Here is a 13,964-nt window from a genome sequence, read left to right as displayed (position 1 = left end):
ATGACTGATTCAAGCTTGCAGCGCAGAGCAGCGTTCCGTCGCCAGGTCGAGGCGCGCCAGGGGCTGCTGGTGGCCGGCGTGTTCAATGCCCTGAGCGCCCGGATTGCCAGTGATATCGGCTTCCAGGCCTTGTACCTGAGTGGTGCCGGGGTCACCAACATGTCCCTGGGCCTGCCCGACTTGGGGTTCGTTGGCCTGGACGAGATGGCCGGCCATACCGCCCGTGTGCGCGATGCCGTCGCGCTGCCGCTGATCGTCGATGCCGACACCGGCTTTGGCAACGCGCTGAACGTGCGCCATGCGGTGCGCGTGCTTGAACGCAGCGGCGCCGACGCCATTCAGTTCGAGGACCAGGTGTTGCCGAAGAAATGTGGGCACTTCAACGGCAAGGAGGTCATCAGCAGCGCCGAGATGGTCGGCAAGCTCAAGGCTGCGGTGGATGCCCGTGAAGATCCGAACCTGATGATCATTGCCCGCACCGATGCCTGCGCGGTGGAAGGCATGGAGTCGGCCATCGAGCGCGCCCATCGCTATGTGGAGGCCGGGGCGGACATCCTGTTCATCGAGGCCACCGAGCGCCTGGGGGACATTCGCCGCCTGCCTGGGCTGTTCCGCACGCCGAACCTGATCAACATCGTGATCGGCGGCAAGACCCCGACACTGGATCGGGCCGAGCTCGCCGACCTGGGTTACGGCATCGTGCTGTACGCCAACGCCGGTTTGCAGAGCGCGGCGCTGGGCATGCAACGCGCCCTGAAGACCTTGCTCGAGCACGGCCGCCTGGATGAAGACCCAGCCCTGGTCGTGCCGTTCGCCGAGCGCCAGCGGTTGGTGGACAAGGCACGGTTCGACCAGCTCGAACGCGCCTATGCCGGCCAGGACCGCTAGCCCCGCGGCGTGATCCACGGCACGCCGTTGAGCGACATCGCGGGCGGTTCCCGTCTGCTGTGAGCAGCGTCAGCCACAGCTGAATTCGACAGTGTGAAACGCCGGGTTGATGCAGACCCGGCGGCGGTTTGCTTCGTCTGGAAACTGACTCAATACAACTTCAATAAATGAGGTCGGAACTGGTGATGGACAACCTGATAACCAAGGTTTCAGCCAATGAAACCTACAACCTGATGCCCACCGTGCGCCGAACGCAGTTGGCATCTCCACCCATGCGCGTGTTCAGCCACCAGCGGCTCGGGCAAATTCCGCAACTGGTCAAGCATGCACCGCAGTTGATGGAGGCGATCAGCCTGGTGGCGCGGGTGCTGCCGTTCAAGGTCAACGACTATGTGATCAAGCACCTGATCGATTGGCATGATGTGCCAAACGACCCGATCTTCCGCCTGACCTTCCCCCAGGCCCAGATGCTCGACGCCGAGGATCTCGAGCGGCTCGCCCATTGCGTGCGCAGCGGTGCTGGCGAGCAGGCGCTGGACACTTTGGTGCAACGCTTGCGCGACGGCATGAACCCGCATCCGGCCCAGCAGCAGCTCAATGCGCCGCTGCTCGATGGCGAGCGTTTGCACGGGGTGCAGCACAAGTATCCGCAGACGGTGTTGTTCTTCCCCAGCCACGGGCAGACCTGCCACAGCTATTGCACCTTCTGTTTCCGCTGGCCGCAGTTCATTGGCGACAAGTCGCTGAAGTTTGCCTCCAACGATGGTGAACAGTTGCACCGCTACCTGGCGCGCCACCCCGAAGTCACCGACGTTCTGTTTACCGGCGGCGATCCGCTGGTGATGACCGCGGCCCACCTCAAGCGCTACCTGGAACCTTTCCTGGACCCGGCCCTGCGCCATGTCACCACCATCAGGATCGGCACCAAGGCACTGACCTACTGGCCCTACCGTTTCGTCAGCGACGTCGATACACCGCAGCTCATGGCCGTGCTGCGGCGCCTGGTGGACAGTGGCAAGCATGTCGCGCTCATGGCTCACCTCAATCATTGGCGCGAGCTGTCCACGCCGATCGCCCAGGAAGCGGTGGCCGCGCTGCAGCAACTGGGTATTGTCATTCGTGCGCAGGGCCCGGTACTCAAGCACATCAACGACAGCGCGGCGACCTGGAAGCGCAATTGGGAAGAGCAAGTGCGCCTGGGCATAGTGCCCTACTACATGTTCGTCGAGCGCGATACCGGGCCGCGCGACTACTTCCAGATACCCCTGGCCCGCGCGCTGTCGATCTACAGCGAGGCTATCGAGTCGGTGTCGGGGCTGGCCAAGACTGCGCGGGGCCCGTCCATGAGCGCGGGGCCTGGCAAGGTCGAGGTCAGCGGTACCCTCGAACTGCATGGACAGCGCCACTTCCTGCTGAAGTTCATCCAGGCGCGCGATTCGCGTTGGCTTGGCAGGCCGTTCCTGGCGCGGTACTCCGAAACGGCCTGCTGGCTGGACCAGTTGCAGCCGCCCGAGGGGCAAGCGGAGTTCTTCTTCGAGGCCGATTACCGGCGCTTCATGGCGCAGGCTTCTACGGGAGGTGAGGCGTGAGTGCTCAGGGCCGGTCAGCGGCCAACGACGCAGTGATCATCGGTGCTGGCTATTGCGGCCTGAGCGCGGCCATCGAACTGGCAAGGCAGGGCGCGCGGGTGCGCGTCCTCGACCGTGGGCAATGGGGCGACAACGCCAGTGCGTTCAACTTCGGCTCGGTGGCGGTCATGCCGCCGGCGTTGCCTGCGACGGCTCACGGCGACCACGATCCGGCGCAACGTCTGCAGGCAACGCTGGCTCCGGTGCGCGCGCTCAAGGAACAGGTCGAGGCGTTCGGTTATGACTGCGCCTGGACGCAGCCTGGGCATATCACCCTGGCGCTGGATGAGACTTCGGCGTCGACGCTCAGGCAACGCGGCCTCGATGCCCAGGCGCTGCTCGGTGGTGGGGTGCTCTGGCTGGATGCCCACCAGGTCGCCGGCCAGACTGGCGCGCAAGGCCTGATGGGCGGGTTGCTCAATGAGCATTTCGCCTTGATCGAGCCGGCGCGACTGCTACTTGCCCTGCGTCACCATGCCGAGTCCCTTGGTGTGTGCATCCAGTATGCAACCCCGGTGTTGGCGCTCGAGCCTGGGCTCGACGCGGTCGACCTGGTGCTGGCGGCGGGGCGGATCAGCACAGCGCGAGTGCTGATCGCCAGCGAAGAGGCCTGGTCGCTGTCGATGGCCGCTGCCCGCGAGCCCCTGACGCTGCACCAGACCCACCTGTTCGAAAGCGCGCCACTCGCCACCGCGGCGCTGCAGCTGATCAGCCGGCAACCACGGGTCTATGGCACGGCGACCGCCGACAAGGATTATTTCCGTGTGCATCAGGGACGCTTGCTGTTCGGCAGTCGCCTGGGCCTGGTGCCCCTCGAGGCCGAGCCGCAGGCCGTGGTGGCGGCGTTGCGCCAGCGTCTGGTCGGCTACTTCCCGTCGCTGGGTGATATCGAGGTGCGCCAGGTGTGGTCCGGCAGCCTTGGTTTCACCCCTGATGGCCTGCCGCGCACGGGGCGCAGTGGCCCGGTGTGCTGGGGCGGTGGTTACTGCGGCAGCGGCATCGCCACGGCGGTGAGTTGTGGCCGACAACTGGCCCACATGGCACTCGCCAACGCCACGCCCGCATTCACCGTGGGCGAGGGCGAACCGCCGCAACGCTATTGAGGCCGCCAGGGCTCGCAGCCCTTTCCTGAAGCTTGCAGGAGTGACTCCAATGAGTACCCATGAAATCCCGTCGATGGCCGGGAAGGCCGTGTCGCGTCATGTCGAACGCTTCGATGTCATCGGTCTGGGCATTGGCCCGGCCAACCTGAGCCTGGCCGCCTTGCTGCAACCGTGCAAAGGCTTTCGGAGCATGTTCTTCGAGCGCCGCGCGGATTTTCGCTGGCACGAAGGCATGATGCATGTGAATTCCTCGCTCACCACCAGCTTTCTCAAGGACCTGGTCACCCTGGCCGATCCATGCAGCCCGTATTCGTTCATTGCTTTCCTGAAGAAGACCGAGCGGCTCTACGCATTTCTCAATGCCCGTTTTCCCACGGTGCGGCGCAAGGAGTTCGAACAGTACATGGCGTGGGTCTGTCGTTCGCTGTCGAACCTGACCTTTGGCAATGAGGTGCTGCGTGTCACCCGCGAGGGCAGCGAGTGGTTGGTGACCCATGCCAGGGGTGTCGCGCGAACCCCCAACCTGGTAGTCGGTACCGGGCATCGGCCGAGTATTCCCAGTTGCGCGCAGGCGTGCCTGGGGTCAGCCGTGATGCACTCTTCGCGCTTTATCACCGATGCCCCGCCCGTGGCCGGCAAGCGCGTGGTGGTGGTGGGCGGCGGGCAGAGTGGGGCCGAGCTGATGCAGATGATGCTCAACCTGCCGGAATCCGCGGCACCGACCTCGCTGGTCTGGGTCAGCCGGCGCGGCAACTTTCTGCCGATGGATGATTCGCCGTTCGTCAACGAATGGTTCGTGCCTGGCTACAGCGACCACTTCTTCGGCCTGTCCGCCGAGCAACGCCAGGCCGCGCTGGCCCAGCAGCACATGGCCAGCGACGGCGTGGTCCAGCCACTGCTCGAGAGCATCTACAGGCGATTGTACGAAGTGACCTACATCGAAGGGCGCAAGGCGTTCTGCCGCTTGTTGCCGGGGGCGACACTGCAAACGCTGCGGCAACTGGACGATGGCCTGGCGCTGCGCATCGACAGTGCCACGGGTAGCCGTCAGCTGGAGGCTGATCTGGTGCTGCTGGCCACGGGGTCCGAGTTCCAGATGCCGGCCGCGTTGCAACCGCTGCGTTTCGAGATGGCAACGCGCAATGGCCTGCCCGAGCTTGACCACGACTATGCGGTGAAGTGGTCGCGGGCCGACCACCCACGGCTGTTCTTCCAGAACGCTGCTCGGCACATCCGCGGCATCGCCGACCCCAACCTGAGCCTGGCCGCCTGGCGCAGCGGCAAGATCGCCAACCGTTTGCTGGGCCAACCGCTGTACGACGTCAGCACGCCGCCGGGCCTTGTGGAATGGGGCCTGGAGCTGGCCGAGCCTGGCTGCCTGTTGCACGACCATCAACTGACTGAATGAAGGATCCGAGCATGTCTGAAGCACCTTATATTCTGTACCTCGACACCCGCGCCCTGGCTGGCGAGCGGATCGCTGAAATCGCCGCGGGCCATGAGCTGGGCTACAACGTGCTGGTGGCCACGCCGACTCCCGAGCCATTTCGCTCCATGGGCTGTGCCGGTGTGATCGTCACCCGCCTGGGGGACTACGACGCGGCCCAGGACGCGATCCTGCGCTACCTGGACGAACAGCGCATCACCCTGTCCGGGGTGGTCGCCTGGAAAGACCTCGAAGTGGAGTTGGCCAGCCGCCTGAGCCAGCGCCTGGGGTTGGTTGGCAGCAGCGCCGAGGCCGCTGCCAACGTCCGCGACAAGGCGCGCACACGGCGCTGCCTCGACGCGGTGGCCAACGCCAACCCTCGCTATGCCGTGGTCAGCGATGAGCAGGCTTTCCTCGAAGGCTTGCAGCACGTCGGTCTGCCTGCGCTGCTCAAGCCGGCGGGCAACTCTGGCAGCCGCGGCATCTTCATGCTCGAGCAAGGCTGTGATGCGTTGGCGATCTATCGTGAATTTCGTGCCTACAACACCCCGGACAAAGGGGAGATGTACGCCCTTTATGGTCAGCACGCCCTGCTCGAGGAGCAGTTGGTGGGGTCGGAGCATTCCATCTCTGGCCTGGTCGCCGATGGCCGGGTGGTGATCAATGCGATCATCGACAAGCAGTTCGACCGCAGTATCCCGATCCAGTACGAGAACATCACGCCTTCGCGTCTTGACGCGGCGCTGCAGGATCGCATCTGCGACCTGGTGCGCCGCGCCGTCACGGCCACGGGCATCGACTGGTGCGGTTTCCATGTCGACCTGATGGTGACCGCGCAAGGGCCGAAGATTCTCGAAATCGGCGGCCGCCTGGGCGGGGAGTTCATCAACTCGCACCTGATCCCCAACAGCGTGCTCGGTTTCTCGCCATACCAGGCCGTGTTGCAACTGGCCTGCGGCGTGATCCCGGACGGTTGCGCCGATCGGATCGGCAGCGCCACCTGTCGTGCCGGGCAACGGGTGATCATGCCGCCGCGCACCGGACAGGTCACCCGCGTGGAGGGCTTCGAGCGGCTGTGGCGCCATGGCGAGACCCGTTTTCTCCAGGTGGTGGCGGGCGTTGGCGCGCAGATGGCACGACCTGCCGAGCGTTTCAAGGCCTACGAAATTGCCTACGTGATCGCCCAGTGCGCGTTGCAGGATGATATCTGCGATGTGTTGGAGCGGTTGGCCGAAGAGGTCGTCGTCGAGGTCGCCAATGACCAGGGAGCGCGCCATGACTGACACCTCGGCGAAGCAGTACCTGCTGGTCCCGGCCATGCCCGCGCCCAATGGCCGGCTGCACCTGGGACACGTTGCCGGCCCCTACCTGAACCTGGACATCCTGGCACGCCACCTGCGTCGGGACGGCCACAAGGCCAGCATTGTCTGTGCCAGCGACCCGTTCGATTCTTACATACCCTTGCGGGCCCAGCAGGCCGAGGTCGACCCGGCTGCGTTGGCCCAGGAGAGTTGTGCCGGCATCATCGACGACCTGGCCTACATGAATGTGCAGATCGACCTGTTCATCGACCCTCTGGCCGCGGAGCACCGAGATGCCTACCTGGCCGCGCACCGCGATCTGGTCGAGCGCCTTGACGGCGAACACGCCATTCGCTGCGTCGAGGAGCAGATGCCATGGTCGCAGTCGCGTCAGCAGTTCGTCAGCGGCAGCTACCTGACCGGCCACTGCCCGGCATGCGAGGCGGCTGTTTCCGGATTCTTCTGCGAAGACTGCGGCGCGCACTTCGAGCCGGATGAAGTGCGCGCTCCCCGCGCACGCTGGGGCGAGGAGGTCCCCGGGCGGGCGCTGGACAACCTGTTCTTCGAGATCCGCCAGCCCGAGGCGCTGATCGAGCAGTTGCAGGGTACCCAGACACCGGAGGTCTTCCTTGATATCGCCAGGCGCCATGTCCGTCGGCCATCGCCCCAGGTCCGGGTCACCAACCATGCAGGCTGGGGCCTGCCCTGCGAGGTGCGCGGCCAGGCACGCACCTTGTTCGGCCATGGCCTGCTGTTCGGCGCGGTGCGTTTTGTCGGTGACTGCTTCGCCCGCGCCGCGGGCCTGGCGTGCAACCCCTTCGATTGCGATTCGCCGGTGATCACGGTGAATGGTTTTGGTATCGACAACAGCGTGTCGCACCTGGTGAGCATCCAGGCGATGGCCATGGCCGATGGTATTTCCAAGCCGTTCGACCATTTCCTCATCAACCATTTCTATACCCTGGAGGGCCGCAAGTTCTCCACCAGCCAGGGCTGGGCGATCTGGGTCGAGGACATTGCCCGCGAAGGGCGCATCCCGTCCGATGCATTGCGCTACTTCCTGGCCAGCACCAGCCCGATCCATGGGCGCACGGACTTCCGTCGCGCCGACTTCGAACGTTTCCTGAGCGAGGACTATGCTGGCCTGCTTACGCGCGCAGGCTCGGCGCTGGCCGCCGTGGCCGCGCCGCGCCAGACGAGTCAGGTATGGCTGGCGCCGGTCATGGCGGCCTGTGACGAACAGGCCCAGGTGCTGTCCTTCGCCCATTTCGACCCACGAGCGTTGAGCCAGAGCATTGCGCGCTGGGAGAGACGCTTCGACACCTTGGCCGATGAACTGGACCGTTACTGGTGGGCCAAGGGCCTGGCGTTGTTGGCTTATCCCTTGCTGCCGAGCCTGTCGCTGGCGCTGTGGCACGCCCTTGGCCATGTCGGTGAGGTCAGCCGTGAGGCATTCGGCCAGTGCACCACGCCGTTGCCTGGTGGCCTGCCCGCGCCGTTCGCCGTGGCGGTCCGCGCTCCCGCCAGCCTGGAGGCCCTGTCATGAAGCCCGCACTCGAAGGTTTGCTGATCATCGACCTGACCCGGGTATTGGCCGGGCCATTCTGCACCATGCTGCTTGCCGACCACGGTGCGCGGGTGATCAAGGTCGAGCAACCCGGCAAGGGTGACGATGCCCGCGCCTATGGCCCGTGGTTCGGCGAGAAGTCGGCGTACTTTTCCTCGCTCAACCGTGGCAAGGAAAGCATTGCCCTGGACCTGAAGCAGCCCGAGGACCGCGCCATCTTCGAGCAGTTGCTCGAACAGGCCGACGTGCTCACCGAGAACTTCCGCCCCGGCACCATGGAGAAACTCGGGTACGGCTGGGACACCCTGCATGCCCGTTACCCACGCCTGATCTACGGTGCGGCCTCGGGCTTCGGCCATACCGGTTCGTCCTCCCAGCGGCGGGCCTACGACATGATCGTCCAGGGCATGGGCGGGATCATGAGCGTCACCGGCGAGCCGGGGCGCTCCCCGGTGCGGGTAGGGGTGTCGATCGGCGATATCAGCGCCGGCCTGTTCCTCACCTGCGGGCTGCTGATGGCGCTGCTCAAGCGCCAGCAGAGCGGGCTTGGCGCGAAGGTCGACATTGCCATGTTCGACTGCCAGCTGGCGCTGATGGAGTATTTCATCGGGCGCTATTTCGCCACCGGTGAGGTAACCGGCCCGGTAGGCAGCTACAGGCCGGCCATTGCGCCGCCATTTGGCGTCTACCAGGCACAGGATGGCGGGCTGGTCATCGCCGCTGGCAACGACAAGCTGTTCGCCCTGTTGTGCCAGGCCATCGGTCGGCCCGAGATGGCCGAGGACCCGCTGTTTGCCAACGGGGAGGCGCGCAAGGACAACGAAGCCCTGCTGGCGCGGCGGCTCGATGATGCCCTCGCCGCGCACTCGGTCAGCCATTGGACCGAGCACTTCGCGGCGGTCGGCTTGCCTGCCGGGCCGATCAACCGCGTCGACCAGGCGGTGGCGCACCCTCAAGTGGCCGAACGCAACATGTTGATCGATGTGGATGACCCGCAGGTGGGCCGTTACCGCCTGGTCGGCTCGCCGATCAAGATCTCCGATGCCCCGGACCCGCGGCAACGGCGCGCAGCGCCTGCGCTGGACCAGGACCGAGCGGCCATTCTCAAGGCGCTGTCGCCATCTCGCAGAGAGGTTCAGGCATGAACGCAAGTGATCCAAAGGTCCGACCAATGGCCGCCGAAAGTCATGTGCCGGGAGTGGTGTTGCATCAGGCTGATTTCGCCAGCCTGGGCGAGGGTGTCACACCGTTTCGCGGCGGGTTGTTCACCGTCGCCCCGCAGTGCACGTCACGACCTGACATACATGCGGTCCGCGAGTGCTGGATGATCGCCAGCGGTGGCGGCGTGCTGGACTACCACGGCAGCACGCTGCGGGTGGCTCAGGGCGATGTGCTGGTGTTCGAGTCGCATCACCGGCATCAGATTCACAACGATGGCCATGAGCCGTTGGTGATCAGCACGGTCTGGTGGGATGTCCATGGCGACTGACCTGGTGGTGCTTGGTGCTGGCATTGTCGGTGCCAGCGTGGTGGCCGAGGCGCGTCGGCGTCTGCCTGGGCTGTCCATCGTACTGCTGGACGATGGCCGGCGGGTCAGCGCCAGCGCCCTGTCGGCCGGGCTGGTCACGCCATTCTGTGGCGAAGGCTTGCGTCGTCGGCGCTCGTTGCAGGCGTTCGCCCATTACCAGGCCTTGGGCCTGGGCTGGGCGGGGGTAAGCCAGCTGCCCTTCAGCTATGTCCATGACCCGGCGCAGGCACCAAGGCCGTTGCTGTTCGAGGCCCGCTCTGTGGCGAGCCCTTTGGCCGAGGTGCTGGGCCGTTACCGAGGCCAGCGGACGCTCGGTACGCTGCTGCAGGCCGGCCATGCCTTGGCGGTCGACGTACCGGGCCTGGTGCGGGCGTGCCTGGCGCTCGGGGCGACTGGGCCCGGGCGCTTTGAACGGGTCGAAGCCCGGGTCGAACGGGTGAGCCGGGAGGCAGCGGGTTGGCGCCTGCAAGCGGCTGGCGGGACGTTGCAGGCGCGCCACCTGATCGTTGCCGCAGGGGCGCGCGGCAACGCCTTGGACGGCGTGGTTCAGGGCGGCTCGATCAAGAAAATCGTTGCCTTCGACCTGCAGGGCCCGCGTCCACCGGACACCGCGGAAGGGGTGATCTACCTGCCGGGCCGCAAGGCGTTCGTGATGCGTAATCGGCAGGGTGATGGCTGGTTGCTCAGCATTACCTCCGAGGATTGGCGCAACGATGCCGAGGGCGACCTGAGCGTCCACAGCCACGAAACCCGGCAGGCCCGACGTATCCTCGATGAAGAACTGCCAGGCCTGGATATTCACACGTTGCGCCCACGGGCGGCATTCGACAGCTATTGCAGCGATTTCGAGCCGCAGGTCGTGCGTTTGCCCCAAGGGCCCGGTGCCTGCGCGCTGGTCGGTGCTTCCGGCTCGGGGGTGCGCTTTGCCCCAGCCTTGGCCTGCGAAGCCTTGGCGGCGGTGGGCCTGATTGATAGTGATTCACCGAGTTCGCCCGTCAACAGCAGGGAAGCCTAAGCACCATGCACGTAGGAACAGCCTTGGCGGCCATCGCGCCGTCGTTCATCTTGATTCTGGTCGGTGTGCTCGTGCGCCGCTGCGGTTGGGTAGACAACGGCTTCTGGGCGGGCGCCGAGAAACTGACTCATTGGGTGTTTTTCCCAGCCTACCTGGTTCATACCATCGGCAGCGCCGGCGCCATGGGTAGCGCCGCGCGTGCGACGGTGCTGGTGCTGGGGGGCGTGACGCTGCTGATTACCGCCGGGGTCGTGCTGGGATGCCGTTACCGACGCGTGTTGCACGCAACCTTTACCTCGATCATGCAGGGTTCGGTACGTTTCAACAGTTTCATTTTCCTGGGCGTGGCCTCGCAGTTGCTCAGCCCCGAGGACTATGGCGTGGCGGCCGTGGTGGTGGCCTATATGGTGGCCATTTCCAACACCGTGGTGCTGCTGGCATTCGGCAATCGGGGCGGTTCGACCTGGGCGGTGCTGCTCAAGGTCTGCCTTAATCCGTTGATCCTGGCCAGTGGCCTGGGCCTGGCGCTCAACCTGAGCGCAGTGTCGTTGCCGGCGGCATTGGGCCAGCCGCTGCAGGCGCTGGGGGCACCGGCATTGCCCCTGAGCCTGATCTGCGTGGGCGCTGCCTTGCAGTTTCCGCGCGCAGAGTTCGCGCGTTTGTGCAAAACCGGCTTGCTGACCGCCGGCATCCGCTTGTGCCTGTTCCCGTTGCTCGCCTATGGCCTGATCAGCACCTGGTCGGTGCCGCCGCTGGCCGCGACACTGGTGCTGCTGTATTCGGTATTGCCTTGCGCCAGCAATTCCTATGTGCTGGCAACCCAGCAGGGGGGCGATCATCGCTTGATGGCATTCGTCGTGGCGGTGTCGACGGTGCTTTCGTTCGTGCCGATCTTCCTGGTGGCCGGTTCCCTGTAGACCTGCTCGCTTGCGCGCGGGCCTGGCGATGAAACACTCAATGATAGCCGTCGCCGACCTTCACCTTGCCCCTGAACACGTAGTAGCTCCAGGCGGTGTACACCAGGATGAACGGCAGGATGAACAGCGCGCCGATCAACGCGAACAGCTGGCTGGCCACCGGCGAGGCCGCCTGCCACAGGGTGACCGAGGGCGGGATGATATTCGGCCAGATGCTGATGCCCAGGCCGCTGTAGCCGAGGAAGATCACCAGCAGGGTGAACAGGAACGGCGCGGCGGTGGCCCGGTGCGCCAAGGTGGTGAGGGTGCCGAAGAAGCAGACCACCAGCAGCAGTGGCACCGGCAGGAAGTAGAACAGGTTGGGCAGGCTGAACCAGCGCTGGGCGATCTCCGGGTGGGCCAGCGGCGTCCACACGCTGATCACCGCGAGGGCGCCCAGCAGGCCCCAGATGAAGTACGAGGAATAGCGGTACATCTCTTCTTGCAGGCGGCCCTCGGTCTTCATGATCAGCCAGGTGCTGCCGAGCTGCGCGTAGGCCAGCAGCAGGGCGAAGCCGCAGAACAGCGGGAAGGGCCGCAGCCAGTCGAGGGCGCCACCGGCGTACATGTTGTTTGCCACCGGGATGCCATCGAGGAAGGCGCCCAGGGCGACGCCCTGGGTGAAGGTGGCGACGATCGAGCCGCCGATGAACGCCTTGTCCCACCAGTGGCGGTTGCGCTCGCTGGCCTTGAACCGGAACTCGAAGGCCACGCCCCGGAAGATCAGGCCCAGCAGCATCAGCACCAGCGGCAGGTACAAGGCGCTGAGGATCACCGAGTAGGCCAGCGGGAAGGCGCCGAACAGGCCTGCGCCGCCGAGCACCAGCCAGGTCTCGTTGCCGTCCCACACCGGGGCGACGGTGTTCATCATCACATCGCGCTCTTCCTTGTCCTTGATCGCCAGGAAGAGAATGCCGATGCCCAGGTCGAAGCCGTCCATGATGACGTACATCATCACGCCAAAGATGATGATCAATGCCCAGATCAAAGTGATATCCACGCCCATGGCCATCGCTCCTCAGGTTGCCGTCGCCTTCGACAGGGTCAGTGATCGTCCGCCGCGGACAGGGGGCGCGCGGGGGTCTTGGCCTGGCCCGCGCCACCTTCGATCGGGTGCTCGCCTTCGTGGCGCTGCGGGCCCTTGTGCACCAGCTTGAGCATGTAGGCGATGCCGGTGCCGAACAGCACGAAGTACACCACCACGAACGCGGCCAGGCTAACGCTCATCTGCGCGGTGCTCAAAGGCGAGACCGCATGCTCGGTGCGCATCAGCCCGTAGACCACCCAGGGCTGGCGGCCCATCTCGGTGGTCACCCAGCCGGCCAGCAGGGCGATCAGCCCTGCCGGGCCCATGCACAGCATGAACTTGAGGAACAACGGCGTGCTGTGCAGGCGGTCGCCACGGCGCAGCCACAGGCTCCATACCCCGGCGAGAATCATCAGCAGGCCCATGCACACCATCAGCCGGAAGGTCCAGAAGATCACCGTGGAGTTGGGCCGGTCCTCGGGTGGGAACGACTTGAGCGCCGGGATCTGGCGGTCGAGGCTGTGGGTCAGGATCAGGCTGCCCAGGTAGGGGATCTCGATGGCGAAGTGGGTCTTCTCGGCCTTCATGTCCGGCCAGCCAACCAGGATCAGCGGCGATGGTTCGCCGGGCATGTTCTCCCAGTGCCCTTCGATGGCGGCGATCTTCGCCGGCTGGTGCTCCAGGGTGTTCAGGCCGTGGGCATCCCCGACCACCGCCTGGATCGGCGCCACCACCAGGGCCATCCAGCAGGCCATGGAGAGCATGGTGCGGGCCGGCTCGATGTGCTGGCGGCGCAACAGGTGCCAGGCCCCCGAGGCGCCGACGAAGAACGCGGTGCTGAGGAACGCGGCGATCGCCATGTGCGCCAGGCGGTAGGGGAATGATGGGTTGAAGATGACCGCCAGCCAGTCCACCGGCACCGCGCGACCGTCGATGATCTCGTGGCCCTGGGGGGTGTGCATCCAGCTGTTGGAGGAGAGGATCCAGAAGGTCGAGATCAGCGTGCCCAGCGCCACCATGCAGGTGGCGAACATGTGCAGGCCGCGGCCGACCCGGTCCCAGCCGAACAGCATGACGCCGAGAAAGCCGGCTTCGAGGAAGAAGGCCGTGAGCACTTCGTAAGTCAGTAGTGGCCCGGTAATACCGCCGGCGAAATAAGAGAACTGCGACCAGTTGGTACCGAATTGGTAAGCCATGACCAGGCCGGACACCACGCCCATGCCGAAATTCAGCGCGAAGATCTTTATCCAGAACATGTAAAGGTCGCGATATACATCGCGACCGGTCTTCAGATACAACCCCTCGAGAACGGCGAGGTAACTGGCGAGGCCAATAGTGATTGCCGGAAAGAGGATATGCATCGCCACGGTGAAGGCGAACTGAAAACGAGCCAGATCAAGTGCCGTAGAGCTGAATGTTTCCATGTTTCTCGGCCTCACAGGGCGCGGTTTCAGGGCCGCGGTGCGAATGAGACGCAACGAGAAGATGAGCAGCTCATCGAACCGTTGCCTTGACATGTCGAAGG

Annotated in this window: 12 protein-coding genes; 10 read left to right on the top strand and 2 right to left on the bottom strand. The window is 65.1% G+C overall.

Annotated elements, in window-relative coordinates:
- The 10 genes from HU772_RS13800 to HU772_RS13755 all read left to right on the top strand — a co-directional run bounded on the left by HU772_RS13800 (position 1) and on the right by HU772_RS13755 (position 11,373).
- Positions 1 to 888, top strand: coding sequence for an isocitrate lyase/PEP mutase family protein (locus HU772_RS13800; RefSeq protein ID WP_186655061.1), 888 nt, complete (start codon positions 1 to 3; stop codon positions 886 to 888).
- Between the two features lie 185 nt (positions 889 to 1,073).
- Positions 1,074 to 2,477, top strand: coding sequence for a KamA family radical SAM protein (locus HU772_RS13795; RefSeq protein ID WP_202885374.1), 1,404 nt, complete (start codon positions 1,074 to 1,076; stop codon positions 2,475 to 2,477).
- Complete coding sequence (locus HU772_RS13790) at positions 2,474 to 3,619, top strand: NAD(P)/FAD-dependent oxidoreductase (RefSeq protein WP_186655063.1); 1,146 nt, start codon at positions 2,474 to 2,476, stop codon at positions 3,617 to 3,619. The genes HU772_RS13795 and HU772_RS13790 overlap by 4 nt, the downstream gene beginning before the upstream one ends.
- Before the next feature lie 49 nt (positions 3,620 to 3,668).
- Positions 3,669 to 5,027, top strand: coding sequence for a lysine N(6)-hydroxylase/L-ornithine N(5)-oxygenase family protein (locus tag HU772_RS13785; RefSeq protein WP_186655065.1), 1,359 nt, complete (start codon positions 3,669 to 3,671; stop codon positions 5,025 to 5,027).
- 11 nt (positions 5,028 to 5,038) lie between these two features.
- Entirely contained in the window at positions 5,039 to 6,328 is a 1,290-nt protein-coding gene (locus HU772_RS13780) for an ATP-grasp domain-containing protein (protein ID WP_186655067.1), read from the top strand.
- A complete protein-coding gene (locus tag HU772_RS13775; RefSeq protein ID WP_186655070.1) occupies positions 6,321 to 7,892 on the top strand; it encodes a methionine--tRNA ligase in 1,572 nt (523 codons plus the stop codon). Before HU772_RS13780 ends, HU772_RS13775 begins: the two co-directional genes overlap by 8 nt.
- Entirely contained in the window at positions 7,889 to 9,058 is a 1,170-nt protein-coding gene (locus tag HU772_RS13770) for a CaiB/BaiF CoA transferase family protein (protein WP_186655073.1), read from the top strand. The genes HU772_RS13775 and HU772_RS13770 overlap by 4 nt, the downstream gene beginning before the upstream one ends.
- 26 nt (positions 9,059 to 9,084) lie before the next feature.
- Positions 9,085 to 9,402, top strand: coding sequence for a cupin domain-containing protein (locus HU772_RS13765; protein WP_186655075.1), 318 nt, complete (start codon positions 9,085 to 9,087; stop codon positions 9,400 to 9,402).
- Complete coding sequence (locus HU772_RS13760; RefSeq protein WP_186655079.1) at positions 9,392 to 10,456, top strand: NAD(P)/FAD-dependent oxidoreductase; 1,065 nt, start codon at positions 9,392 to 9,394, stop codon at positions 10,454 to 10,456. Before HU772_RS13765 ends, HU772_RS13760 begins: the two co-directional genes overlap by 11 nt.
- A gap of 5 nt (positions 10,457 to 10,461) precedes the next feature.
- Positions 10,462 to 11,373, top strand: coding sequence for an AEC family transporter (locus tag HU772_RS13755; RefSeq protein WP_186655081.1), 912 nt, complete (start codon positions 10,462 to 10,464; stop codon positions 11,371 to 11,373).
- 37 nt (positions 11,374 to 11,410) lie between these two features.
- Here the strand turns inward: HU772_RS13755 and cydB are convergent, their stop codons facing one another.
- Positions 11,411 to 12,418 (bottom strand): cytochrome d ubiquinol oxidase subunit II, encoded by a 1,008-nt coding sequence (cydB, locus tag HU772_RS13750; protein WP_186655084.1) that lies wholly within the window; start codon positions 12,416 to 12,418, stop codon positions 11,411 to 11,413.
- Between the two features lie 38 nt (positions 12,419 to 12,456).
- On the bottom strand, positions 12,457 to 13,863 hold the full coding sequence (locus tag HU772_RS13745) for a cytochrome ubiquinol oxidase subunit I (RefSeq protein ID WP_186655087.1): 1,407 nt from the start codon (positions 13,861 to 13,863) through the stop codon (positions 12,457 to 12,459).
- Positions 13,864 to 13,964: the final 101 nt, after the last annotated feature.

Source organism: Pseudomonas xantholysinigenes, assembly GCF_014268885.2.
Lineage (GTDB): Bacteria > Pseudomonadota > Gammaproteobacteria > Pseudomonadales > Pseudomonadaceae > Aquipseudomonas > Aquipseudomonas xantholysinigenes.
The sequence above is the reverse complement of the archived record's forward strand: the minus strand, read 5'-3'. Positions and strand labels throughout refer to the sequence as shown.

Excerpts from the sequence above, each read along its gene's own strand:
- HU772_RS13800 (WP_186655061.1), top strand. The coding sequence starts at position 1 with ATGACTGATTCAAGCTTGCAGCGCAGAGCAGCGTTCCGTCGCCAGGTC.
- HU772_RS13795 (WP_202885374.1), top strand. The coding sequence starts at position 1,074 with ATGGACAACCTGATAACCAAGGTTTCAGCCAATGAAACCTACAACCTG.
- HU772_RS13785 (WP_186655065.1), top strand. The coding sequence starts at position 3,669 with ATGAGTACCCATGAAATCCCGTCGATGGCCGGGAAGGCCGTGTCGCGT.
- HU772_RS13780 (WP_186655067.1), top strand. The coding sequence starts at position 5,039 with ATGTCTGAAGCACCTTATATTCTGTACCTCGACACCCGCGCCCTGGCT.
- HU772_RS13775 (WP_186655070.1), top strand. The coding sequence starts at position 6,321 with ATGACTGACACCTCGGCGAAGCAGTACCTGCTGGTCCCGGCCATGCCC.
- HU772_RS13770 (WP_186655073.1), top strand. The coding sequence starts at position 7,889 with ATGAAGCCCGCACTCGAAGGTTTGCTGATCATCGACCTGACCCGGGTA.
- HU772_RS13765 (WP_186655075.1), top strand. The coding sequence starts at position 9,085 with ATGGCCGCCGAAAGTCATGTGCCGGGAGTGGTGTTGCATCAGGCTGAT.
- HU772_RS13760 (WP_186655079.1), top strand. The coding sequence starts at position 9,392 with ATGGCGACTGACCTGGTGGTGCTTGGTGCTGGCATTGTCGGTGCCAGC.
- HU772_RS13755 (WP_186655081.1), top strand. The coding sequence starts at position 10,462 with ATGCACGTAGGAACAGCCTTGGCGGCCATCGCGCCGTCGTTCATCTTG.
- cydB (WP_186655084.1), bottom strand. The coding sequence starts at position 12,418 with ATGGGCGTGGATATCACTTTGATCTGGGCATTGATCATCATCTTTGGC.
- HU772_RS13745 (WP_186655087.1), bottom strand. The coding sequence starts at position 13,863 with ATGGAAACATTCAGCTCTACGGCACTTGATCTGGCTCGTTTTCAGTTC.